Source organism: Pseudomonas shahriarae (assembly GCF_014268455.2).
Lineage (GTDB): Bacteria > Pseudomonadota > Gammaproteobacteria > Pseudomonadales > Pseudomonadaceae > Aquipseudomonas > Aquipseudomonas shahriarae.
In genome coordinates, this window is the sequence record NZ_CP077085.1 from 4,321,719 (window position 1) to 4,343,323 (window position 21,605).

Sequence of the window (21,605 nt, forward strand, 5' to 3'; positions counted from 1 at the left end):
ACTCAGTACAGATTCGGAAATCCAGACGCATGCGAACGAGCACCGCAGCCTACGAAGAGTGGATGACTTGTAAAATTTACTACCGACAAGAAACCATCCAGAGCTGATCCAACCTAGTCGTATAGCTCTGACTCATCATCTCCCGCCGCATACCCCAGTCTGGGTTCAGCGGGACACTTGCTGCACGTAACGTACCCCTACCCCACCTCCCATTGATCTCGTCCAACACAGCCATCACCTTCGACGCCTCCGCTGGCTGAGACGCCGCGAACAAATCGTCGGTGTACTCACCCTTTTGGCAGAGATTGAGTAGCAATACCTCTGCCTTGCTGTAGTTAAAGCCGGGTCGAAAAATCCGATCCAGCGCATCAACCGCCGCCTTCGTGAGAAGACGAACATCATCCGTGGGATAGGGAAGATCGACGATCACCCCATTGGCGTACTTTGCCTCTTCCGGATTGAACATCCCCGTACGAATGCTCACGCGAATCTTCTTACACAGCGAGTGCTGAGCCCTGAGTTTTTCAGAGGCCCGCATCATGTAAGTGGCAACTGCTTCCTTGATCAAGGGTAGGTCCTTCAACCGCTTACCGAACATCCGGCTGCAGCAAATTTCCTGCTTTGGCGGGTCGGGCTCATCGAGCTCCAGACAAGGCGTACCGGCGAGTTCACGAGCAGTCTTCTCGATCACCACGCTGAAGTTCTTACGGAGCATCCAGGGGTCGGCCTGCGAAAGCTGCCAAGCTGTTCGAATGTTCATCTCGGCCAGGTGCGCCGTCATTTTTCTGCCAATGCCCCAGACATCCGAGACATCACACACCTTGAGCAACTTGTCTCTTCGCGCTGGGGCTCGAATATCCAGCACCCCTCCCAACTGGGACTGCCACCTCTTGGCACCATGGTTGGCCAGCTTGCTGAGCGTCTTGGTTCCCGCGATACCAACCCCCACCGGAATGCCCGTACTCCTAAGCACCTGGGCGCGGATACGCCGACCTAAGTGTTCAAGGTCACCTGTCATACCGGTCAGGTCTGCGAACGCTTCATCAATGCTGTAGATCTCAACAGCCGGTACCAAGGATTCAATAACAGTCATGACCCGCTGACTCATGTCTCCGTACAACGCGTAGTTTGAGGAGAAAGGAAGGATGCCGTGCTTTCGCAATTTGTCGCGGATTTGAAAGTACGGTTCTCCCATTTTGATGTGCGGTTTCGCATCTGCAGATCGAGCAATCACACAACCATCGTTGTTGCTGAGAACCACGATAGGCGTACGTGCCAGGTCGGGACGAAAAACCCGCTCGCAACTTGCGTAGAAGCTATTGCAGTCGATCAACGCAAATACTGGCTCAGGTTTAAGTGTGGCCATGGCTGCGCACGCTGTAAGTGACGACACCCCAGATCGATAGCTCGTCCCCTTCCATCACATACCGCGCCGGGTATTTCGGATTCTCTGACCTCAAGATTACTTCAGGCCCAAGCTTGCATAGGCGCTTGCACACAGGGTCGTTGTTAAGCAGCGCGATGACGACGTGCCCGTTCAACGGCTCAATGGAGCGATCCACAATCGCCAAATCACCGTCAAAAATTCCGACTCCTTGCATGCTATCCCCCGCAATCGACACCAGATAAACATGGGGCGCTCGGATGTTCAGCAGCTCATCCAATGAGATCTGTTGTTCGATATGGTCAGCCGCCGGCGACGGGAAACCCGCCGGGACTTTGAAAGAGCAGAGAGGCAACTGGACACCGCCTTCTGCCAGGGGGCCTAAAATGACAAAGCTCATGACGCAAGACTTCTCAAATACTGTATAGGTATACAGTTAACTTTGAAGATGGTTTGCGGTCAATTAAGTTGTAGGAAATTACGACAAGCGGGTGATTACCATGTGCGGACGGTTTGCTCAGTACCAAGGTATGGCGGACTACCTAAGAGAGCTCGATTCAGAACAGGACGTGATCAGTGGCTACGACAACCAGCCAATCGCCCGCTACAACATTGCACCTACTACTAGAGTACTCATCCTTCACAGCGTCGACGACGGGTTACGAATTGACCCGGTCCACTGGGGATGGGCGCCCTTCTGGGCCAAAGGTAAACGTCCTGACCCGATCAACGCCAGGGTTGAAACGGTGACCACCGGCAAGTTCTTCAAGCAGCTCTGGCCAAATGGCCGGGCACTTGTCGTGGCTGATGGCTGGTATGAGTGGGTGAAGGATCCTGATGACCCCAAGAAGAAGCAGCCTTACTTCATTCGTCTCAAAAGCCAGGCACCTATGTTCCTCGCTGCACTCGCTCACGTTCACACGGGCCTTGAGCCTCACGAGGGAGATGGGTTCGTCATAATCACTGCCGCCAGCGACCAAGGCATGGTGGACGTGCATGATCGGCGACCGTTGGTTCTGTCTGCGGAACACGCCAGGGAATGGTTGAACCAAGATCTATTGCCCACTCGAGCGGAAGACATAGCAAAACACCTTTGCCTGCCCGTCGACGAATTTGAGTGGTACCCGGTGGGAACTACGGTGGGGAACGTCAAAAACCAAGGGGCGGAATTGATCCTTCCACTTGGCTAGGAACTGAGTCGCCCCAGATGTACTAGACAACCCGTTGGCTGCTTTGGACTGCCCCCTGCACCGGAGAAATCTCCAGCCTATGCTTCTGGCCAACGGCCGTCTTGGTCCTTTTCAGCCGGTCACGAAAGGCAGAAAACGCAGATGGCCATCATTACCACCCACTACAAGTACCAGTGCCGTGTTTGCCAGAAAGAGCACCTGCAGCCGGTGCTCGCAGAAGCCCCCTGAGGAAACACCGACTCCACGTTGCTATGGCCGTGACAGAGACATAGCATTCAAGGGCCACCACGCCGAAGCCCAGGCATAAAGGAAAAGAAAACTATGTATTTCAATTTCATCGCTCTGTTCACGCTCACATTGCTCACTGGTTGCGCTGCAATCCCCTACGACAAGCCGCAAGACCAGTTGAGCATCCAGAAAGACTTGTCTTTAAAACCTGAGGAAATTGTCACAATGACCCAGGTGAATTGGTGCTCCTATGCCTATGGAGAAGTGACCCCTTGCCACCCTCAGGAAGCGCTGGGGGTTCAGACTCGGACAAAGTTGATATTGGCCAGTTACGACAAGCCCCACTACAAAAAAATTGTTGAAGTACAAGCCAGCGATGTCATGTGCGCGCACCTACAAACGCCGGTAGACACCGCTCCAAATCTGTTTTTGTTCGCCCAAGACTACGCCATGCAGATTTGGCCAGTAGAGCCGAGCTTTAAACCGGATATAGCAAAGAAAAAACTCATCGTGGATACCATGCTCCAACCAGGAAAGCTAACCTTAGTGGGCACTGAAAAGGATTATGTGAGGGCCACGGGGAAAGGGAGAGCAAGCATGACGATGACCTCTATCGAACACCTAATTAATCCCTGTTCGCTTTGAATCTAAAAGGGTTTGTTAGCACATTCTTCAAGTCCACCCCTGACGGTGAGATAGATAGGAAAACGCCTGTGTTCTGGTTCTTTCGCAAGAAAACCCCTACGCAAAAGGCATTTGGAGTTCTCCAGCGCCAATGTCGCCGGGCGCCGCTTGCAGAACAAGTCGGGGCAGGGACGGTTGTTGATGTGCTCCATGGTGGGTTCAGCAAGGAGTTCGGTAGCCTGAGCGAGTTTTGCAACCAGTCTCGCACGGTTCAAAGCGAATACATGAGGCGATTGGGGCAAATGCAGGACCACAAACAAACCAAGCTTGGCACCGATCTGTTTGGCTTGTGGGTCATCTCGGCCCAGGTCGAAGATACCGTGACGCATGATGCAATCGAGAAAATTATGAGGCAGTTCTCTCGACAAGCCAGCAGCGTTAACTCCTAGGAAAAAAAATGAGTCACAAGATTTTCTTGAGCCACAATCACGCGTGGTTTTTGACAATACATTTTGACAATAGACAAAATATTCTGACAACAAACAATGTATTTTGACAAAAACCCCAGGCCCCTGATTTCAGGGGCTTTTCTTTTTTGAAGTTCTCCACCATATGTCTGATTGTGGAATGTGAGCTGTAACCGTCTGGCCAACTCACCTCTCAGCACACAGACCAGCTCGAACTAGAACAAATGAAAAGCAAAGCCTTTGCCCGCAGCTATATCCATTGGCTAAGCCTCTCTCTGACGTAGCTCATGCAGTGCTTGACACTGGGTCGCCATCGACGTCGGCTTCGTTGTATACTGCTCGCTCTGCATACCTTTGAGCTACAGGAACACCAGCATGACTGTACTCCAAACGATCTACTGGCAGCCTACGCCGCCTTAGCGCTACGCCCCCTCGCAACAACCTGCTTCCGCTAGCCTCGCTCGCGGGTGCGCACTGCTGTACGCCTGGTTTTACACCTTAAGCACACAGCAAAAAAATCCTCAAAATTTGAATTTGTATCGATTCGCTCGCCACTCCCTTGGCGTGCGCGATGCTTTGCCTTGGATATTTTCTATGCTGCAAAAACTTAGACAAACGTGGTTTTCCAACGTCCGTGGCGACGTGCTCGCGGGGCTGGTGGTCGCACTCGCGCTGATCCCGGAAGCCATCGCCTTTTCCATCATCGCCGGGGTAGATCCCAAAGTCGGTCTCTACGCCTCCTTCTGTATCTGTACTGTCATCGCCTTTGTCGGCGGACGCCCCGGAATGATCTCGGCGGCGACAGGTGCCATGGCACTGCTGATGGTTACGCTGGTAAAAGAGCATGGACTCCAGTACCTGCTGGCCGCGACTCTACTATGTGGCGTACTTCAAATCCTTGCCGGCTACCTGAAGCTTGGCTCGTTGATGCGCTTTGTTTCACGCTCGGTAGTCACCGGCTTCGTAAACGCATTGGCGATTCTGATTTTTATGGCCCAATTGCCTGAGTTGACCAATGTCACTTGGCATGTTTATGCCATGACCGCAGCGGGCCTGGGAATCATCTACCTGTTTCCGTATGTACCGAAAATCGGCAAGCTGATTCCTTCTCCATTGGTGTGCATTCTGACGCTGACTGCCATCGCTATTTACCTCGGTTTGGATATCCGCACCGTCGGTGACATGGGCCAACTGCCTGATACGCTCCCGATCTTCCTCTGGCCTGAAGTTCCGCTGAATTTTGAAACCCTGCGCATCATTTTCCCGTACTCGGCTGCGTTGGCAGTAGTCGGTCTACTCGAATCAATGATGACCGCGACCATCGTCGACGACCTTACCGATACCACCAGCAACAAAAACCGCGAGTGCAAAGGCCAGGGTGTGGCCAACATCGCTGCCGGCATGCTTGGCGGCATGGCAGGTTGCGCCATGATCGGCCAGTCGATCATCAACGTGAAATCTGGTGGCCGCAGCCGTCTCTCGACATTGTGTGCCGGCGTTTTCCTGCTGCTGATGGTGGTATTTCTTGGCGAATGGCTCTCCAAAATCCCTATGGCCGCACTCGTGGCTGTGATGATCATGGTGTCCATCGGCACCTTTAGCTGGGATTCTTTGCGTAATCTGAAAGAGCATCCGCTGTCGACCAACCTTGTCATGGTGGCGACCGTCGTGGTCGTCGTGGCCACTCACAACCTGGCTTACGGCGTACTGGTAGGTGTGCTGCTGGCTTCGCTGTTTTTTGCCAATAAGGTCGGGCACTACCTGGATATCAAGAGCACTCTGGAAGAGACGAAATCACATAGGACTTACTACGTCGTGGGCCAGGTGTTCTTTAGCTCTGCGGACAAGTTCACTGAGGTTTTTGACTTTAAGGAAGCGCTCAACAAGGTCACCATCGATCTCACACAGGCGCATTTCTGGGATATCACCGCCGTCGCAGCCCTGGATAAGGTCGTGATCAAGTTCCGACGCGAAGGCGCTGAGGTTGAAGTGCTCGGTCTCAATGAAGCCAGCGCAACAATCGTTGACCGCTTCGGCGTGCATGACAAACCCGGTGCCATCGACAAGCTCATGAGCCACTAAGGAGAACGACAATGACCCACATAATGGCCTGCATTGATAACTCACAATCCTCATTGGCGGTCTGCGATTACGCAGCATGGGCCTCGCAACGACTCAGCGCTCCCCTGACCTTGCTTCATGTGCTGGATAAGGAGAAATATCCTGCATCCGCTGACCTCAGCGGCAATATCGGTCTCGGCAGCAGAGAACATCTACTGGAGGAGTTGGCCACGCTGGATGCGCAGCGGGCAAAACTGGCCTTGGAGCATGGGCAGCACATGCTTGAAAAAGCTCGCGAGCGAACAGTCCACTCTGGCGCCATGTCACCTGATATGAAGCAGCGCCATGGCCATCTCGTCGAAAGCCTGAGCGATCTCCAAGACGATATTCGGTTACTGGTGATTGGAAGAGTCGGTGAGGACAGCACGCGCAGTGCCCAAAGTCTTGGCAGCCAGATTGAAGCGGTAGTCCGAACTATCCACCGCCCCATCCTGATTACAACCAGCCATTTCAGGAAACCTGAAACGGTCATGGTGGCATTTGACGGCAGCGCTACAGGCCACAAGACCGTACAGATGCTTGCTTCAAGCCCGCTGTGCGAAGGCCTGCCAATTCATATCGTCATGGTTGGTACGGACTCTGAAGAAAACCAGAACGAGCTGGAGAAAGCACGATCCACACTTGCCTCTTATGGCCTGCTAGTGCATGCCGAGATCCGCCCAGGCGAAGTAGAGTCGGTACTTCATGCGTATCAGGCAGAGCACGGCATTGACCTCTTAGTCATGGGGGCGTACGGGCACTCACGCATCAGGCAGTTTCTGGTAGGCAGCACGACCACGACGATGCTGCGAACATCCACTTTACCCGTATTGCTGCTTCGCTGAGCCAGTTCCACTGGCCACAGTATTTCCAGAACTGCGGAAATGCCGTGGCCACCCTGGACAATGACTAACTGATTTTGCCGTAACGAGACCACATGCAACTCATAACTGAAATTGTTCACCCCGAGCTGAAATCCAAGCAGGGCAGAGTATTCCGTCGACATGCAGCACGGGGCATCGTGATGCGGGGTGAACAGATCCTGTTGCTGTTCACCGAGCGTTATAACGACTTCAGCTTTCCTGGAGGCGGCCTTGATGGTGACGAGGACATTGTCACAGGCCTGAAGCGTGAGCTTGAGGAAGAGACTGGTGCTCGTGAAATACAGGTGCTCCAGCACTACGGTTACATCGAGGAGTACCGGCCCTACTGGAAGCCACAGTACGATCTGATGCACATGACCTCGCATTTTTATCAATGCGAAGTAGCGCCCCAGCTAGAGCCCGTGAGAATGGAAAGCCACGAAATCGCTAATGGTATGCGGCCTGTCTGGATCAACCTGCATGAAGCCATCGCGCACAATGAAGCCGTCATGCAGCGCCACGAGTCTTCGATGGGGCAATCAATTCTGCGCGAAACCTACATGCTCAGAAAAGTCGCTTCCGAATTGTTGATGCCAATCAGCCTTTGAGCTGACTATTTGGCGAAGTCCACTTAGCCTGTCTCAGGCAAGCATCCAATGCTGCGGGAGTAATTGAATCGCCCCGGATTCTTTAGACACCTTGCAAGCTCATCGCGTAACGCTTTTCAAGCTCCACCTTCAGGAGTTGCTTGATCGTTCGATCCCAATATCAGACTCTGAAGACGATGTGGCAAAATTCCCACCCGACTCGCCTGCACCTTCATGGCCCTACACTCCACGCCATTGTCATCCTCCCACTTGTCCATGACCATTCGACCTATTACCAGCACCCGCATGCTTTTGCTGTAAAGCTCCGAGTAGCGCTCCGCGTCTTTGTGCCAAAGCTCCACGTTGGCCCAGAAGCCGCCGCGATCCTCATACTCTCCGTCACCCTTCGGCACAGGGTTATCAAAGTAGACGTTCAGCCTGAGTAACCGCCTGGGATCTTTGTTTCCGTTGGCAAACTCCCTGAACTCAGGCTTCGTGCCGATGTTCCCCTCCCCCCAAAATTTGGTGGACATGGTCATACCTCCGATGTATTGCTTGTGACCCGCTGAGAAATTCGCTGCTGATAGATCTGCTCGGCAACTCGGATTTTGGACGCACACAGAAACGCCTGTCGGCTGATGCTGTGGATTAAGCTGATCTGCATGTTGATCGTTATGCGCTGAAGCTCCATGGCGTAAAGATCCGGAACCAGCCTGATCGGCGTCCTGTCATTGCCTAACAGGTCTACCCATAGATCGACTCCCATCTTGCTTCGATCCATTCGGCTCCAGCGCAGAAATACTGTCCCCGCTCCAGTCGACTGTCGCGTCATACGGATTGGAAGCAATGTGAACGGATAACGCTCAGCCTGAGCGAGAACCTCATCAGTAGCTAACTGAATTAGGCTGTTCATGAGCTGACCGCACACGTCACCAAATTGGATGAGTTCCCCCTTACCCTTAAAAGGTTTTAAAAGCCCTTTAAAGAAAGAAGCGTGTTCTATCGCTGAGAAGGCACTCTGTTGCAACGGCTGGAAGGCAGTGTGTTTCTCGCATACCGCCGATTTGGTAGCAATGAGAGCGCCGACGGTCTCTCCAGAACGAACCATGGGCCTATCCTCCACCAGCTTCTGTTCGTATCCTGGTTTCAGCTGGAGCCATGCAGAGTGGGCTATCAGGATCATCATCGGGATCGTCGCCCAGCCCTTCTTCCTGTGATCGACGTTGAATTATAGGAGGCGCAAACTCACAACGACGCGTCCCTTCCAAGATGTCCTGTGGCAGCTCTCCATACCTTTCTCGAGCCTCTCGGGCGACCGCGTTGTTCGTCACAAAGTCATCACGCGTGGAGCCCGAAACTTTGTACTGTTGAGCCAACCCAAAGAGACTACGAAGCACATACCCCCCGGCATTGATCCAGACTTCCATGTCTCGCCGGCCCATCAACGCAGTATGGTGGGCCAGCAGCAGCCGACGAACAATATCGTCATAGGCGATTAGCAGGTACACAGCCAAAAAGCCAAACGGAGAGTTGATGTAGACCGGTAGCGTAACTGGAAGAACGTTGAGGTTCTCACCCACACTTAATGCTTCAGGCAGGCTGTTCATGGACTGGTCCAACCGAGCTTTAATCTCTGCCAACTCAGATTTTGAAGACTCAAGTTTTTCGTGGATTCGGATCAGCCAGAAATCTGCATAGGGGTCGTCCCGCTCCGCTGCACGCTTCATTCTGTTCATCAAGCTGACGAAGCCACTCAAACCAACAATGCCGTTTTTGCCCTCTCCTGCTGGTCTGCCATTCCAGACACGGGCCGCATGATGGGTATGGAGAGTGAGTTTCATGGCACTGCGCAACGGGCCAAGATTTAGTTGAACAAGGTCAGACATGGATTGCTCCTGCAAGTAGATGTCACTGCATCAGTTTTGCGAGGAACTAGAACGCTGTCTGTCCGGAAACAGATTCGGAGGGGAGCTGTTTAGGGAAAACCTCCAAAGATGGGAGGGAATGGCCCAACAAGCTGAGTGAACTGATTCCACTGGAATCACAGTAGCGGTCTGCCAGTATGATTCCAGTGGAATCACTTTAGGTACGCAAAGCAAGACCCGATCTCTTTCTCAGTACTGCATGAGGATCATGAAGGTTGGAGTGCCCTGAAACCTACGATATCTATCTGATTTTCCTACACAAGTTTTCACTCAGGTTCTTTGACAACTTACCGACTCATATCTACCTTCATCAAACGACAACGTTAGGTTTGTTTCAGCGTGCCGATTTATGTGTACTCCATGAGCCAGTTCGCACGATTAATAGCAAATGACTGTTAATCATTGGGTCCCTGGTTCGAGTCCAGGTCGTGGAGCCATATCTCAATCGGATCACCCAAGCTGGTGATCCAGGCATAGCATAATCTACGCGTCGTCTCTGATTCTTCACTTTAGAGACCATTGCCATGAAAATCGCTGCAGTACTCTCAACAAAAGGCGGACCGGGGAAAACCACGGTCACAGCCAGTCTAGGCGCGTTCTGCGCCGACTCCGGTCTTCGCACCCTGCTCATTGATCTAGATAATCAGCCCTCGCTATCGTCGTTTTATGCATTAACGCATGAAGCACCTGGCGGCGCCTACGAGCTGATTGCCAACAATGAGACCCGACGCGATCAGATCATCTCCCAAACCTGCATACCCAACCTTTCCCTGATTCATTCAAATGATCCCTTCAACCAGCTAGGCACTCTGTTACTCCACGCCGCCGACGGACGCCTTCGACTCAAAAACCTCATCTCGACGTTTGAACCAGATTTCGACCTCGTACTGGTCGACACACAAGGCGCACGATCCATCATCCTGGAAATGGCCCTTTTAGGTGCCGACATGGCGATCTCCCCCATCACTCCAGATATGCTGACCGCTAGAGAGTTTCATCGCGGCATGCTTCAGCTTTACCGCGACCTTCAACCTCTAGCCGCTCTGGGGGCGGTGACACAACCACTCAGACTACAGTAGCCAACTTGCACTGGACGGCCCCCCCTAACACCTGTTGAGGGTTTTCCCTGAGCCACTGCCCGTCTTTGCCAGACAAACTCACTGGGTAGCCTCGCAACTCGGAACGGCCCTGCAGGAAAGCAGCCGGGGGCTATTGCCGGTCTGGGTTCTCCAGCAAAGGCAGGCCATCAGTAAACAGCCGAACGGATGCCCATACGAACAGATGCGTTCATTCAGATAAGGGCATTTCGTTTGGCGAAGTCAGCCAAGCCTACTTGCGAGGTTAGTTTGAGCTTGCTTAACAAACGTTTTTTGTAGGCGCTGATATTCTTGTTGCTCAACAGCATGAGCTCGCCGATTTGCAGATTGCTCATGCCTCTGGCCAGTTGCTGCAGGACCACCAACTCACGGTTTGACAATGCACTGATCAGGTGCTGGTCGGAGGCGTCCTGGTCACCGCGACGAACCGAATCCGTTTCCAGGCTGGGGAATACCGTATAGCCGGACATGACGGTCGTCAGTGCTTCACGGAACTTTTGCGGCTCATCCACTTTACAGATGTAACCGTCGGCCCCCATGCTTCGGCAGCGCGACGCATAAAACGTCGGCAGTTGGGAAGTGAGTACCAGGATTTTGCTGGGCAATTTCAACGCTTTGATGCGGCGGATAACTTCCAGGCCGTCGAGTTTTGGAAGGCCAATGTCCAGCACGATTAAATCCGGTTGATGCTGGCGAGCCAGTTGCACGGCATCTGCACCATTATTCGTTTCGGCTACCGTCTCAAACCGTTCTTGCGACAACAGCATCACCACGGCCGTGCGTATAAACGGGTGATCATCTACCACCAAGGCTGTATACATCCGTACTCCTAAGACATTTTATTCGATATAGGTATGAAAGATTTAAACGGATAAGAACCCATCATTCGTGGATATACCATTGGCGTGGCTCATCCGTACCGACTCGACATTCGGAGTTTGGCAGGTGCGCGATACCACACGGATGCTGCCGCTAAAAGTTGATCGAAGATAGGGATAGCGGGCTCCAGCCTGAACAACAAATTACTCGTAGGCCGGGAAAGAATTATCCGAAGTCACATCGCTGCCAACAATATCACTAATCTTGACCAGTTCAAGAACGCCCAGGCTAAGCCGGCCCATGGTCATGTTGGTAATCTGCAACGAGATGACGTTGTCATTGGTGGCATCGAACAGTTGCAATTGTGAAGTTTTTAATACTCCGAATAAGAGGGCTCCTGTCTTTTTCAGCAATAATTATCTGGTCGTTGCCGCGATTTTCATATAGGAACACTCTGAAAAAATGAATCGCACTGCGATGCTCCGACTCATTCTCTCACGGCGCATACCCTGCTTAGGTTCCACCGACCCACCGACTGAATACAGCGTGCCACGGCCCTATCTTTTCGTTGATTTGCTCCAGCACCGTGATCACCCGAGATGCCTCAGCTGTTTGCGCCATAGCAAATGCAAAAGTAAAACTCACACATCTTTAATGTCTAGCACCACAAATTAAATGCATATGAATTATAAAGCCATACAAGGAACTTACAACTTACTTAAAGCAAAAGCGCACAATTACGCCCACCTGCAGTAATTAAATGAACTCAAAAACAACATTTTTTATGTTTGGAACACTATTGCCTCACGAACTCGCAGCATCTCGCACAAAACATCTTCCTCTTTGGAAATCCAGACATAGCGAGCGAAAGAAGCGTTCAACCATGCTCATCCACGAACTGGAGATCCGTGTGAAAGCGTTTCTGCTTCTCAAGCCTGGCCTTCACTTATGGATATTTGTGCGTGGCGTATTTGTCGACGATCAGGATGCGCAACGACCGTGTCGACCTATCTGGCGCGCACGTCATATAGCCAGGGTGTAGACAGTAATGGCCCTACTATGCGGTTCGTGGCCTAGTTACTCGGGAAGAATGTTGAGTGAAAGATTGAAGCAATACCCCTGGTCCTACAGGAGCCGCACGTTCATGAAACGGCTGAAACAGCAGGTCTTCCAGCACTCCATACTCCGTCAGGCGTGAAAAGAAGTGCGACGCAGGCAACCCCCCAGTACGCGCCCGCGACTACTCATAAGTCAACCTAAAGGTTGCGTCGGCATCTCCCTTCCCCGGCGTCACCGGGCCGGTTGCGCGATACTGACTGAAGAATACCAGCGCGGCAGTGCGGCTCCCGTTTACAGGCGCAGCCGCCGCTAAGATGGTTTGCCCGAGTGGCAGGAGGGTGCGGTTCTGATCCAAAAGGGCAATCGCGACATTTTTCGCCGAGCCGTTCCCGCTGAGAGCCAGCAGCCTCGGGTCAGTCGGGTTTGCGGCGCCACTAAAGGTGACTGAGATGCCCTTCTTCAGACCGTTGCAATTTTCCAGGTTAATCACAAAGCGTGCCGCAGGCATTGTTGGCAATGTACTGGTGGATTGCCGCACAGCCCAAGTGCCCATATACACATACTGATTGTCTGAACCGACACTCACCTCACAGCTCGCGGCCACTAACTTTGCGGTTATAAGTAAGTTAATCCTGGCCAACTCTGCTTGTGTCACGTTCGAAAAGCCGGACAACAATAGAAGCCCCAAGCCCAGCTGCCGATTTAATGTTCGCATAGCAGCCTCCTGTTATTGATAGTCAACCCGAAGATACGCCCGCGAGGTAACAGGCCCCTCCGCAGGTGGTTTCCCGGTAACACTGACCGGAAAGACTTTGATGGTGACGTTAGCGCTACCGTTGTTGTCCAGCTTAAATGGAATCAAGCTGTTGAACGAGTTCGGTCTCAGGTGCTTTTCGCTCTTGTCGGTGACCACGAAGCCGACGTCCGGATTAGTCGAGACAATGGCATCGCCACTGACGTCATCAGCTTGAACACGCATCGTCAGGCTGGCCTGCTGCTTGATATTGCTGCACTGCAGGGCAATGGATCGAACCTCGGGACTAACCCCCTCTGCCTTGGCACCGGCCGTTTTGAACGCTCCAGTGGAGATGCTGTTGGGAAAATCCACCGTCACGAGGTCATTCGTATCGAGCACGCAATTTTCAGGGACGGTAATGCTATAGTTCAAATACACTTTTGCAAAAATAACATTTTGAACACTGCATACCCCCTCACATGCTCCCCAAGTACCTAATAACAAATTCTTCCGGTAAACCCCTCCTACCATCTTTTGCGTAATTTTTATTGAGCTTTCCCAAGTCGTATCTACGAATTTATCGCCTGTCTTACCAGGCCGACAGGTACTCGTGTCAAGAACTGGCCGATTGAAGGGAGCGTAAGAATATCCGCAAACCCCGCGAAATCGAACAGCAACGGCAAGATAATCATCCACCGGCTGATAAACCCAGTTATCAGGGGCGGTGTTGTAAGGCGGCATAGAATTATTAAATCTTGTGAAAGAGATGCTCTTTAGCCCCTCCCCCATGCCCATTTGAAAAGAGTTCACAGTAAAGTTTGACGAGATCTTCGTTTGCCCTGGCTCATTGGCATGGCTGTCCAATGTTTCAGTCAGCGTCAAATTGATTGCTTGATTGCAGCCAGTACAATCGGCCATTGCCGGGACGCTACTGAGTATTAGCAACAGTCCAATCGCTCTGCTTAACATGATTACCACCCTACTCCCCACCATCACTGGCACTCTACTTTGGCGTAACTGACGACGTTGCCTTCGCTGCTTTTGGGTAACTGATAGCGGGCGTGACACGCCTGACGTGTTCCCGGCCCCCAGCTCACAGACAAGTCTCCCGTGAGCGGCAAGCCCGCCAGATAAACCTGACCGTTTTCACCGACGATGCTGCCGCCTTTGCCGTCCTGCCGTTCAACGGTAGAACCGAACGGCACAGGTTGGCCGTTGGTTTGCACCAGAGTCACTAGTGCTCTTACACCGACGCGCGTGATGAACTCGGCCCTTACCAGTGCACCGCGGGTAGGCACTACGTTCATGACGGGTTCGTCCAGATCGGCATTGTCTTTGAGCGAGGTGGTGTCCAGTGCGATTCGATTGGTGTGATAGGTGGTTGCATAAGGCATCACCGCGTAGCCGCGCCAGTCGGTCCTGACGCCGGTCGCGTTTTCAATCTTGACTCCAGTGGCGCCTGGCGCCTTGATCAACACGTTGGTATCCCCCAATGGCTGGCTGAAGGTCACGCCGTTGGCGTGGCCCACTAAACCGCCGCTCAGCCCAACGGTGACTTGCTGGTAGTTTCGGTTGTAGCTGTAACCGGCAGAGCCGTTGCCATAGCCGCCCTGATAGCGCAGATTCGCACTTCCGCTTGCGCCCCCCTGGTCACCGTAACCTTGTTGTACGCTGTAATTCAGGTTGTTATCCGCCGTTGCAGTACCACTTACACCTGCACGCTGGGTCATCTGACCGTGTGTATCGGTATTAGCCGAATAAGTGCCGTACATCGTGTTTCGGGAGCTGGTAATGTCGGTGCTCTTGCCGCCCTTGGACAGCCAGTCACCCAACGGAAAAGACAAGTTCAACGATAACTGGTTATCCGAACCGCCCATGCTCGCGCTTTTATTGTAGCTATACGTCACGTTGTAATTGATATCGCGCCAAAAGCCGCTATATCCCAACTGCCATAGATCATCGGTTTTGTCGCTGTTCCAGTAGGACTGACGGCTGCCGCTCAGGAATACCGAGCCTTTATTCCCCAATTGCTGGGTGACGCTCACTTGCGTATGGCCTTTGCGGGTGTAATTGAGGTTGAAGTAATCCTGGTAGGTCGGTTTTATCTCCACCGGCCCATCTTGAGCATTCACCTTGTACCCGCTCATTTGGCGGTAACTGGTATCATCCAGCGTATAAAAACCTTGGGTTGAAAAGCGATAGCCCAGCAATTGAAAGTTTGTGCCCAACTGGTTTAGCGACTTGGCATACAAAAAGCGCAACGATTGCCCCTGATGCCGGCTGTCATCGGCGAGTACGCTATTCGCCTGGGTCAAATCTGCCGACACTGCACCCCATGTCCCCAGGTTAACCCCCGACCCAACGGCGAAGGCAGTGTAATTGTTGGCGAGTTGCGAGCCACCATAAAGCGTGATGCCATGCGGGCCGCCCCAGATAACAGTACCTTGGCCAAAACCTGGTTTACCCTGTTCTATCGTGTTACTGCGATACTGCCCCACCGTCAGCGCATACTTTACCCGCCCTTCACGTTGCAGCACTGGCACTCCCGAGTAAGCCACAGTGAAAGTATTTTCCGAGCTATCAGCTTCGGTCACCGTAACTTTCAAGTCCCCGCTGCTGGAGGTAGGGTAAAGATCACTAATTTCAAAAGGTCCTGGCGCGACGTAGGTTTGATAAATGACATAGCCATTTTGTTTGATGGTGATTTTGGCATTACTGTTGGCAATCCCTCTCACGGTAGGTGCAAACCCGCGCAAACTGTCCGCCAGCATGTTGTCATCTGAAGCCAATTGCGCGCCGCGAAACCCCAAGCTGTTGAAAACGTCACTCGGGGTAGAGCTATCACCTAACGTCAGTTCTGACTTCAGGGGTGCAATCGTGCGTTGCGCATAGGTACTGATGCTCTGCCATTCGTTAGTGCCGCGTCCATAGCCGTTGCTGTAGATCAAGCTGGACGTGTTACGGAAACGCCAGGCACCCAAGTTAACACCGCTATCCAGCCCCAGAAAACCGTAGTTGGCGCTGCCCCCACCCATACTGTTACGGGTGTTGCTGCCGGTAAAGTTGTAGTTCAGCAACAATGCGTTAATGCCATGATCCCACTCATCGGGTGAAACGTAGCCCCGTGCATTACTTTTCAGAGCAGCCTGTGGGATGCTGATGTACAGACGCTGACCTTCAAAGTCGAACCGCGCCCCAGCCTGGGGTATGGCTGCCGCCAGATCGATGCACTTATCCGGCAGAGCGCCTTGCAGCAAGGTCAATGATTCAACTTTCACACCCACACGCTCCAAATGCTCACGGGTAATGCAGGCACTCAACCCGGAGTCATCCAACTGCGCTTCGCCTTCTGATGCACGATGGCGCGCTCCAAACGAAAGGTTCTGGGTGGACATATATTCATCATTCAAATAGATTTCAACGCGGTAGTTGCCCGGAGCCTGCCCTTCACCTTTTTCGAAACGCGAAAGGTCGGCGACCGCATTTGGGTCACCAGACAGAAAGGCCGGGTTAAAGAACTCCTCTGCCTTCGTGGCGGTACTGACAATGCAAGCCATGCAAAAGCTGACCGTAAAAAAAACACTGCCAGCAGACTTAGATTTATTAAGATTAATCGTTAGCATAAGCCCCTACCAGCACCTGAAAGCACGGCGCAACATGACGCTTTTCAAACGTTTCCATGCAGCGATGGAAAATCATTTACTTGAGCATGTGAGAATATTGAGCGGCAATGTAATTCAAACTTATTACTTCAATGGCACCGTTGTGACAGGCGTGATGGCGCCGTAATCATTTACTGTTTGGTAACTGACAGCTCCTGAAGCACTGTCTGGAATCGACACACTACTGTTGCTCATCGGCGGAACCATAGTATTTGGCAAGTTACGCGTACCGATCGCCAGACTGACGAGCGAAACATAATAGGGCGATGGGTTCTCAATTTTCAGCACTTCGCCCTGACGCGAGAACTTCAATTGCCCAGGTGCGTCAGCAGCAGTTGAAGGCAAATTGGCAGGCCGCACAAACAACTTGACCCGCGACAAGATAGCAATCTGCAGTACGTTCTTATCCTGTAAATCGTCACGCTCAACAGCAGGAATGGCCTTGCTGTTTAGCCAAAATACACTTTCGCGGTCTTTCGGCAAATCAGCGCCGACATACATGATGCGCAAGGTATTCTCACTTTTGGGTTTACTGACAAACAATGGTGGCGTCACCACAAAGTCAGATGACTTCTTCTCAGCAACGTCATCAACCCACGATTGAATCAGGAAACGATTTTTTTTGTCGCTGTTGTTCACCGCCAGCGATACTTGTTTGGCGCCGGCCGGATAAACAACTCGCGTTGCGCCCAGCGCAACACCACCAGCCTGTGCCGTTAAGGTGTAAAAGGAGCTGAATATAACAATTAAGCCAGCTGTTACATTGCGAAAGCGTAAAGCGTACTTTATCAACACAAAAACCCCTTTAAATTAACAAGTACAACGCCTGCCCGGTAGCGATCATTGGTACGAAACAGCAAACCAGGTACAGGTATTCGCGTTACCGCCGTTCATCTCACGAGCAGAAAAACGAAACAACATCGCACCCTCACGCAGAAGAACCAGTGACTCGGATGCAGCGTTAGGCACAACGCCGTTTCCGGCATTACAAAAATTAGCCAGCCCGACGCTGGCAGCAGAGTTTTTACCACTCTCTATACTGAAATTTGCACAACGCGCTCAGCCGAAACACCGCAGGCTTGCGCCGTAATTGCACCACAGATATGAACAACCCCACCATTGATCAGTACGTTGTATTTGTTGCTAGCAACAGCAGTCAAAGAACGACAGAACAGAGCCGCGCATAGCGGTGTTTAGCACTCAAAAACAACCCCCAGATGCGATTAGCCCTGCCACCTTCCCTGGCAGCACTGTCGTCCTTAGTATCCGTGTGCTACAGAAGCATTACTCGTATTGCATGGTAAAGGTTGCGTCTGCGTCTGCCGCACCCGGCGTCACTGCCGCAAGCGTTGACTTATAACGCGCATTGAGTGCCAACACGTTGTCGCCATCTTTCAGCTGGTGAGACGCAGAGAACATCCCGCTATTGGGCACTAACACTGCCCCCTGACTATCGGATATTTCAATACCCACACCGCCGGCTGCACCGGACGAACCGCCACCGATATTGCTGACAGCAAGCACGCTAGGGTCAGCAGCATCAACGGTACCAGTGAAGGCCACAGAAGCCTTGGAAGAAACTGTACTGTCACAATCCTGCAACTTGATAGTGAAAGGAACCAATCCAGTTTTGTCGCCTACCGCTTTGAACTTCGCAGATCGGTACTGCCCCAATGTTACTGTCTGGTCCGCTGAGTCGGCACTGACCGAGCAGGCAGCATTAACAATTTCACCTTTAAAATGTACGGTCCCACCGTTCGACAGAACCGGGGCGGCCATAACACCAATGCTGGACATCAGCAAAGACGCCGCCACAAGAGTCTGTACAGAAGAATTAATACGCATGCTTTTTAGCTCCTGGATAGTTATTAGTGCTTAAACACTTGGAAAATCAAAATGAATCTGCACTTGCGAGATAAACCGAGCAAGTTCAAAAATATTACCTAACAACTAAGAAAAAGAAATGTAGAAAATTCACCTTTTTTACAGCGAAATTTCATTCTAGTGCAAACACTCACCCACCCCTTCCTCCCTCAACTAATAGTGTGACACCCCCCCTGTAAAATCCCCGATCAAGTTCGAGGACATGCCGAAATACGCACAACTAACTGATCCGAGTCAGCCATGAACCAGATAAGCTTTTCTGATTGTGAGTACGCCGATAAACTCAAGTAAACACGGCGCAAATGTTTCCTCGCCGAGATGGATATAGTTACGCCCTAGGCAGACCTATTGGGGCTGATCGAGACTTTCTAGCCCAAGGCCGGCGGCGGCATAAAATTGAGACCATGCATTTATTCATCCGTCACAGAACTGGTTATTCCTGAGTGATCCAGCCATGGAAGAAGCTCTTTACGAAACCGACGATCATAAGCGTTCAGCGCTTACTGAAGAAGTATAGGCTCGCCCCTGCAACCCTTGTAGCCATCACCGGCTACTTGCAAGAAAAGACCTGTCGCTGCGCCAGGACACCCTCGTCGATTCTACTATCATTCATGTTTCAAGCTTGGCCAATAACGTGGAAGGAGCGCGCAATCTCTAACCCCTCCACTGGCTTTCCAAACCAACAAAATCCAATCTCCAAAGACCCACCACAAGAAGGTGGTGACCTAAAGCTTTAATTCGTAGTTAAAGAATCCAATCCAACTCAAGAAAGCAGTACCTGATTGGATGCGTGGTACCGATAGTGGTCGTAACTCTGAAGATATTTCCTCTTTGACAAAGACACCAAACAAAACACGAGAGCCGTGATGGCCTCTAATTAAAATGCTCACAAAAATCTTTAACATGATCAAGCCGCCGCTAAACCATCGAAAACATACAGAGACTTTCCCAGCCGACGCCCCCCACAATAAAGTATTTACACTACTGTCCTGGCACCGCGCATTCAATCACGAATGACTGGCCACCCTCCTGCCGTCCATGCCAGCTAGGTACGGGACTCCAAAGCACTGCCCCCCTAGAAGCAAGCCGATGTGCGCACGCAGCATCGGACGCCAACGTAATTAAACGTAACGCACTGAGCTCGTTGAACGCGGCGGCATTCATGATCATGCTGAAAACTTGCGAAGGCCATCTCAGGAAAAATCTTATCAGGGTAAAAAAAGAAACAAATAGGAGTGGGACTAAAATTAAGAGCCGCACGATTCAGTCGTCGTTTTATACCTTAACGCATGAGGTATCTGGCGGCGCTTACGAACTGATCGCCAACGCAGCCCGATCATCTGCCTCACCTGCATTCCCAAGCCACCACTCTCAGTAGCCGGCCACTCAAATGGCAGCCCCAAAAAAACATTGTTAATACGAAACATTATCATTAAAGTGCATGACTTTCCGCTGCGTGACCCCTGCCAATGTCGAGCATGACCACCGACGAGCTTGAGCTGGCCTTCCGGGCCCATGCCAGCGAGTTGCGTTCGTTTCTTCATCGCCAGTTGCGAAATCCTGAGGCTGCGGCCGATCTGACTCAGGAAACCTACCTCCGCCTGCTCCGTCAGCCGCCGCGCAAGCCGGTGCTCAATCTTCGCGGTTTTATCTTTAAAATTGCTCGAAACTTGGCCATTGATCATGCACGCAGCAGGCAAACCCGAGAGCACCTCGACGAAGGCATGGGCTATCTTTACGAAGTGACAGGTGAAAGCCCGGCGCTGTTCGATGTCGTGGTTGCACAACAAGATCTCGCGGCAATGGCCCACGCCCTGCACCGTTTACCTGCCCAGTGCCAGCAAATATTTACGTTGTGTCGGCTGCAAAACCTGCCCCACAAAGAAGTGGCTTTGCAACTGCAAGTCTCGACCAGTACGGTTGAAAAACAATTAGCCATTGCGCTCGGCTTTCTCAGCCAATGCCTACAACGATAGCCGGTATGCACGATCAACCCGACACCACCCCGTCCGTTACCGAGGTTCAGCGCACTGCCCATGCATGGGTGATTCGCCTCACCTCGGGTTCGGCGCTGCCCTCTGATCGGGCAGAGGCACGGGCGTGGTGCGAGCAGGCACCGGAGCATCAGCGGGCTTTTGTCGAGGCGCGGCGGGTGTGGTGTTTAAGTGCGTATCTGGCCGAGCCTCCTGCTGCAGTACGACCATCTTTGCGGCGAATGTGGGCGATGGGCATCGCGGCGTCGTTGGTGCTCGGTCTTGGTGTGGCGTGGATGCAACGCATGGCATTGGATGCGGACTATTACACTGGCACCGGTGAGCGTCGACAGGTCGTCCTTGCTGATGGCTCGCACATCACCCTGAATGCCAACAGCGCTGTCGATGTGAATCTCACGGGCAATGGGCGGCGCATTACCCTGCGCAAGGGCGAGGCCCTGTTCAATGTAACGCCGGACCCGCAGCGCCCCTTCAGTGTGCAGGCTGGTGCCTTCAACGCAACGGCCCTGGGTACGATCTACGCAGTGCGCCGTGAGGGCGAACACGTTGATGTCACGGTGCGCCGCGGCCGTGTGGCCGTCACCGACGGACCTGACACGGTGACGCTGGGCGTTGGCGAGACCGTTGCCGGACGTGCCGACGGCCTGGGCGCCAAGCAGCGCGTGGATGTCGACAAGAGTCTGGCGTGGGAGCAGGGTCGCTTGGTATTTGAGTTGACACCACTGGCGCAGGTGTTGGAGCAGGTCGAACGCTATCGGCCGGGGATTTTCATAATACGAGACCCGCGCCTGGGCGCGCTCAAGGTCAGCGGCACCTTTCAACTCGATCATTTGGACGAGGGCTTGGCCACGTTGGAGAAGGTCTTCCCACTCAGAATCGAGCGCTACACGAACTACCTGCTGGTGGTTTCACCCAAAACTTAACTATTTTTACGGTTATGGGCGTGTCACCCGTCTTCCCTCCCTATAGCGATAATGATTCGTATT

Annotated in this window: 21 protein-coding genes, 1 tRNA gene and 1 pseudogene; 11 read left to right on the forward strand and 12 right to left on the reverse strand. The window is 52.5% G+C overall.

Going from position 1 to position 21,605, the window contains the following annotated elements:
• Nucleotides 1–79 precede the first annotated feature (79 nt).
• Together umuC and HU773_RS19190 are read right to left on the reverse strand one after the other, a co-directional pair.
• A complete protein-coding gene (gene umuC, locus HU773_RS19185; protein WP_186626110.1) occupies nucleotides 80–1,366 on the reverse strand; it encodes a translesion error-prone DNA polymerase V subunit UmuC in 1,287 nt (428 codons plus the stop codon).
• On the reverse strand, nucleotides 1,353–1,784 hold the full coding sequence (locus HU773_RS19190) for a LexA family protein (RefSeq protein WP_186626111.1): 432 nt from the start codon (nucleotides 1,782–1,784) through the stop codon (nucleotides 1,353–1,355). Before HU773_RS19190 ends, umuC begins: the two co-directional genes overlap by 14 nt.
• Nucleotides 1,785–1,884: 100 nt before the next feature.
• Between HU773_RS19190 and HU773_RS19195 the strand changes: the two genes are divergently transcribed.
• From HU773_RS19195 to HU773_RS19220, 6 genes are all read left to right on the forward strand, one after another.
• Nucleotides 1,885–2,574 carry an SOS response-associated peptidase family protein gene (locus tag HU773_RS19195; RefSeq protein WP_186626112.1) on the forward strand — a complete coding sequence of 230 codons (690 nt, stop codon included), beginning with the start codon at nucleotides 1,885–1,887 and terminating at the stop codon, nucleotides 2,572–2,574.
• A 321-nt stretch (nucleotides 2,575–2,895) separates the two neighbouring features.
• Nucleotides 2,896–3,447 (forward strand): hypothetical protein, encoded by a 552-nt coding sequence (locus HU773_RS19200; RefSeq protein ID WP_186626113.1) that lies wholly within the window; start codon nucleotides 2,896–2,898, stop codon nucleotides 3,445–3,447.
• Between the two features lie 68 nt (nucleotides 3,448–3,515).
• Nucleotides 3,516–3,875 (forward strand): hypothetical protein, encoded by a 360-nt coding sequence (locus tag HU773_RS19205; RefSeq protein ID WP_186626114.1) that lies wholly within the window; start codon nucleotides 3,516–3,518, stop codon nucleotides 3,873–3,875.
• Nucleotides 3,876–4,487: 612 nt separating this feature from the next.
• The gene (locus HU773_RS19210) at nucleotides 4,488–5,975 is read left to right on the forward strand and encodes a SulP family inorganic anion transporter (RefSeq protein WP_186626115.1); all 1,488 of its coding nucleotides are present in this window, start codon (nucleotides 4,488–4,490) and stop codon (nucleotides 5,973–5,975) included.
• A gap of 11 nt (nucleotides 5,976–5,986) precedes the next feature.
• On the forward strand, nucleotides 5,987–6,838 hold the full coding sequence (locus HU773_RS19215; protein WP_154211751.1) for a universal stress protein: 852 nt from the start codon (nucleotides 5,987–5,989) through the stop codon (nucleotides 6,836–6,838).
• 92 nt (nucleotides 6,839–6,930) lie between these two features.
• Nucleotides 6,931–7,464: an NUDIX hydrolase gene (locus tag HU773_RS19220; protein WP_186626116.1), complete on the forward strand. Its 534-nt coding sequence runs from the start codon at nucleotides 6,931–6,933 to the stop codon at nucleotides 7,462–7,464.
• 116 nt (nucleotides 7,465–7,580) lie between these two features.
• On the opposite strand, the gene HU773_RS19225 is transcribed toward HU773_RS19220, so the two are convergent.
• The 3 genes from HU773_RS19225 to HU773_RS19235 are packed head-to-tail and all read right to left on the reverse strand — an operon-like array spanning nucleotide 7,581 to nucleotide 9,329.
• Nucleotides 7,581–7,976, reverse strand: coding sequence for a single-stranded DNA-binding protein (locus HU773_RS19225; RefSeq protein WP_186626117.1), 396 nt, complete (start codon nucleotides 7,974–7,976; stop codon nucleotides 7,581–7,583).
• A gap of 2 nt (nucleotides 7,977–7,978) precedes the next feature.
• The gene (locus tag HU773_RS19230; protein WP_186626118.1) at nucleotides 7,979–8,551 is read right to left on the reverse strand and encodes a DUF3158 family protein; all 573 of its coding nucleotides are present in this window, start codon (nucleotides 8,549–8,551) and stop codon (nucleotides 7,979–7,981) included.
• Nucleotides 8,552–8,555: 4 nt separating this feature from the next.
• Entirely contained in the window at nucleotides 8,556–9,329 is a 774-nt protein-coding gene (locus tag HU773_RS19235; protein ID WP_186626119.1) for a PFL_4669 family integrating conjugative element protein, read from the reverse strand.
• 396 nt (nucleotides 9,330–9,725) lie between these two features.
• On the opposite strand from HU773_RS19235, the gene HU773_RS19240 reads away from it, so the two are divergent.
• A tRNA-OTHER gene (locus HU773_RS19240) sits at nucleotides 9,726–9,805 on the forward strand.
• A gap of 87 nt (nucleotides 9,806–9,892) precedes the next feature.
• Nucleotides 9,893–10,447, forward strand: coding sequence for a ParA family protein (locus tag HU773_RS19245; protein ID WP_081044290.1), 555 nt, complete (start codon nucleotides 9,893–9,895; stop codon nucleotides 10,445–10,447).
• Between the two features lie 212 nt (nucleotides 10,448–10,659).
• On the opposite strand, the gene HU773_RS19250 is transcribed toward HU773_RS19245, so the two are convergent.
• From HU773_RS19250 to fimA, 7 genes are all read right to left on the reverse strand, one after another.
• Nucleotides 10,660–11,286, reverse strand: coding sequence for a response regulator transcription factor (locus tag HU773_RS19250; RefSeq protein WP_057960259.1), 627 nt, complete (start codon nucleotides 11,284–11,286; stop codon nucleotides 10,660–10,662).
• 201 nt (nucleotides 11,287–11,487) lie between these two features.
• Nucleotides 11,488–11,697, reverse strand: a complete 210-nt coding sequence (locus HU773_RS19255) for a hypothetical protein (RefSeq protein WP_200659526.1) — start codon at nucleotides 11,695–11,697, stop codon at nucleotides 11,488–11,490.
• 827 nt (nucleotides 11,698–12,524) lie between these two features.
• Nucleotides 12,525–13,058, reverse strand: a complete 534-nt coding sequence (locus HU773_RS19260) for a fimbrial protein (protein ID WP_057960260.1) — start codon at nucleotides 13,056–13,058, stop codon at nucleotides 12,525–12,527.
• Between the two features lie 12 nt (nucleotides 13,059–13,070).
• A complete protein-coding gene (locus tag HU773_RS19265) occupies nucleotides 13,071–14,048 on the reverse strand; it encodes a fimbrial protein (RefSeq protein WP_169989658.1) in 978 nt (325 codons plus the stop codon).
• Between the two features lie 23 nt (nucleotides 14,049–14,071).
• Complete coding sequence (locus tag HU773_RS19270) at nucleotides 14,072–16,702, reverse strand: fimbrial biogenesis usher protein (protein ID WP_057960262.1); 2,631 nt, start codon at nucleotides 16,700–16,702, stop codon at nucleotides 14,072–14,074.
• Nucleotides 16,703–16,825: 123 nt separating this feature from the next.
• Nucleotides 16,826–17,536 carry a fimbria/pilus periplasmic chaperone gene (locus tag HU773_RS19275; RefSeq protein ID WP_225923809.1) on the reverse strand — a complete coding sequence of 237 codons (711 nt, stop codon included), beginning with the start codon at nucleotides 17,534–17,536 and terminating at the stop codon, nucleotides 16,826–16,828.
• A 489-nt stretch (nucleotides 17,537–18,025) separates the two neighbouring features.
• Nucleotides 18,026–18,586 carry a type 1 fimbrial major subunit FimA gene (gene fimA, locus HU773_RS19280; RefSeq protein ID WP_057960263.1) on the reverse strand — a complete coding sequence of 187 codons (561 nt, stop codon included), beginning with the start codon at nucleotides 18,584–18,586 and terminating at the stop codon, nucleotides 18,026–18,028.
• Nucleotides 18,587–18,865: 279 nt separating this feature from the next.
• Between fimA and HU773_RS27490 the strand changes: the two are divergent.
• The 3 genes and pseudogenes from HU773_RS27490 to HU773_RS19290 all read left to right on the forward strand — a co-directional run.
• Nucleotides 18,866–19,277: pseudogene (locus HU773_RS27490) on the forward strand (transposase); the annotation flags it as partial.
• Nucleotides 19,278–20,103: 826 nt separating this feature from the next.
• Nucleotides 20,104–20,601 (forward strand): RNA polymerase sigma factor, encoded by a 498-nt coding sequence (locus HU773_RS19285; RefSeq protein WP_225923810.1) that lies wholly within the window; start codon nucleotides 20,104–20,106, stop codon nucleotides 20,599–20,601.
• Between the two features lie 5 nt (nucleotides 20,602–20,606).
• Entirely contained in the window at nucleotides 20,607–21,542 is a 936-nt protein-coding gene (locus HU773_RS19290) for a FecR family protein (protein ID WP_081044291.1), read from the forward strand.
• Nucleotides 21,543–21,605 lie beyond the last annotated feature (63 nt).

Bases quoted from the DNA above. Each gene is read 5' to 3' on its own strand.
- umuC (WP_186626110.1), bottom strand. From the start codon at position 1,366: ATGGCCACACTTAAACCTGAGCCAGTATTTGCGTTGATCGACTGCAAT.
- HU773_RS19190 (WP_186626111.1), bottom strand. From the start codon at position 1,784: ATGAGCTTTGTCATTTTAGGCCCCCTGGCAGAAGGCGGTGTCCAGTTG.
- HU773_RS19195 (WP_186626112.1), top strand. From the start codon at position 1,885: ATGTGCGGACGGTTTGCTCAGTACCAAGGTATGGCGGACTACCTAAGA.
- HU773_RS19200 (WP_186626113.1), top strand. From the start codon at position 2,896: ATGTATTTCAATTTCATCGCTCTGTTCACGCTCACATTGCTCACTGGT.
- HU773_RS19210 (WP_186626115.1), top strand. From the start codon at position 4,488: ATGCTGCAAAAACTTAGACAAACGTGGTTTTCCAACGTCCGTGGCGAC.
- HU773_RS19215 (WP_154211751.1), top strand. From the start codon at position 5,987: ATGACCCACATAATGGCCTGCATTGATAACTCACAATCCTCATTGGCG.
- HU773_RS19220 (WP_186626116.1), top strand. From the start codon at position 6,931: ATGCAACTCATAACTGAAATTGTTCACCCCGAGCTGAAATCCAAGCAG.
- HU773_RS19225 (WP_186626117.1), bottom strand. From the start codon at position 7,976: ATGTCCACCAAATTTTGGGGGGAGGGGAACATCGGCACGAAGCCTGAG.
- HU773_RS19230 (WP_186626118.1), bottom strand. From the start codon at position 8,551: ATGGTTCGTTCTGGAGAGACCGTCGGCGCTCTCATTGCTACCAAATCG.
- HU773_RS19235 (WP_186626119.1), bottom strand. From the start codon at position 9,329: ATGTCTGACCTTGTTCAACTAAATCTTGGCCCGTTGCGCAGTGCCATG.
- HU773_RS19245 (WP_081044290.1), top strand. From the start codon at position 9,893: ATGAAAATCGCTGCAGTACTCTCAACAAAAGGCGGACCGGGGAAAACC.
- HU773_RS19250 (WP_057960259.1), bottom strand. From the start codon at position 11,286: ATGTATACAGCCTTGGTGGTAGATGATCACCCGTTTATACGCACGGCC.
- HU773_RS19260 (WP_057960260.1), bottom strand. From the start codon at position 13,058: ATGCGAACATTAAATCGGCAGCTGGGCTTGGGGCTTCTATTGTTGTCC.
- HU773_RS19265 (WP_169989658.1), bottom strand. From the start codon at position 14,048: ATGTTAAGCAGAGCGATTGGACTGTTGCTAATACTCAGTAGCGTCCCG.
- HU773_RS19270 (WP_057960262.1), bottom strand. From the start codon at position 16,702: ATGCTAACGATTAATCTTAATAAATCTAAGTCTGCTGGCAGTGTTTTT.
- fimA (WP_057960263.1), bottom strand. From the start codon at position 18,586: ATGCGTATTAATTCTTCTGTACAGACTCTTGTGGCGGCGTCTTTGCTG.
- HU773_RS19285 (WP_225923810.1), top strand. From the start codon at position 20,104: ATGACCACCGACGAGCTTGAGCTGGCCTTCCGGGCCCATGCCAGCGAG.
- HU773_RS19290 (WP_081044291.1), top strand. From the start codon at position 20,607: ATGCACGATCAACCCGACACCACCCCGTCCGTTACCGAGGTTCAGCGC.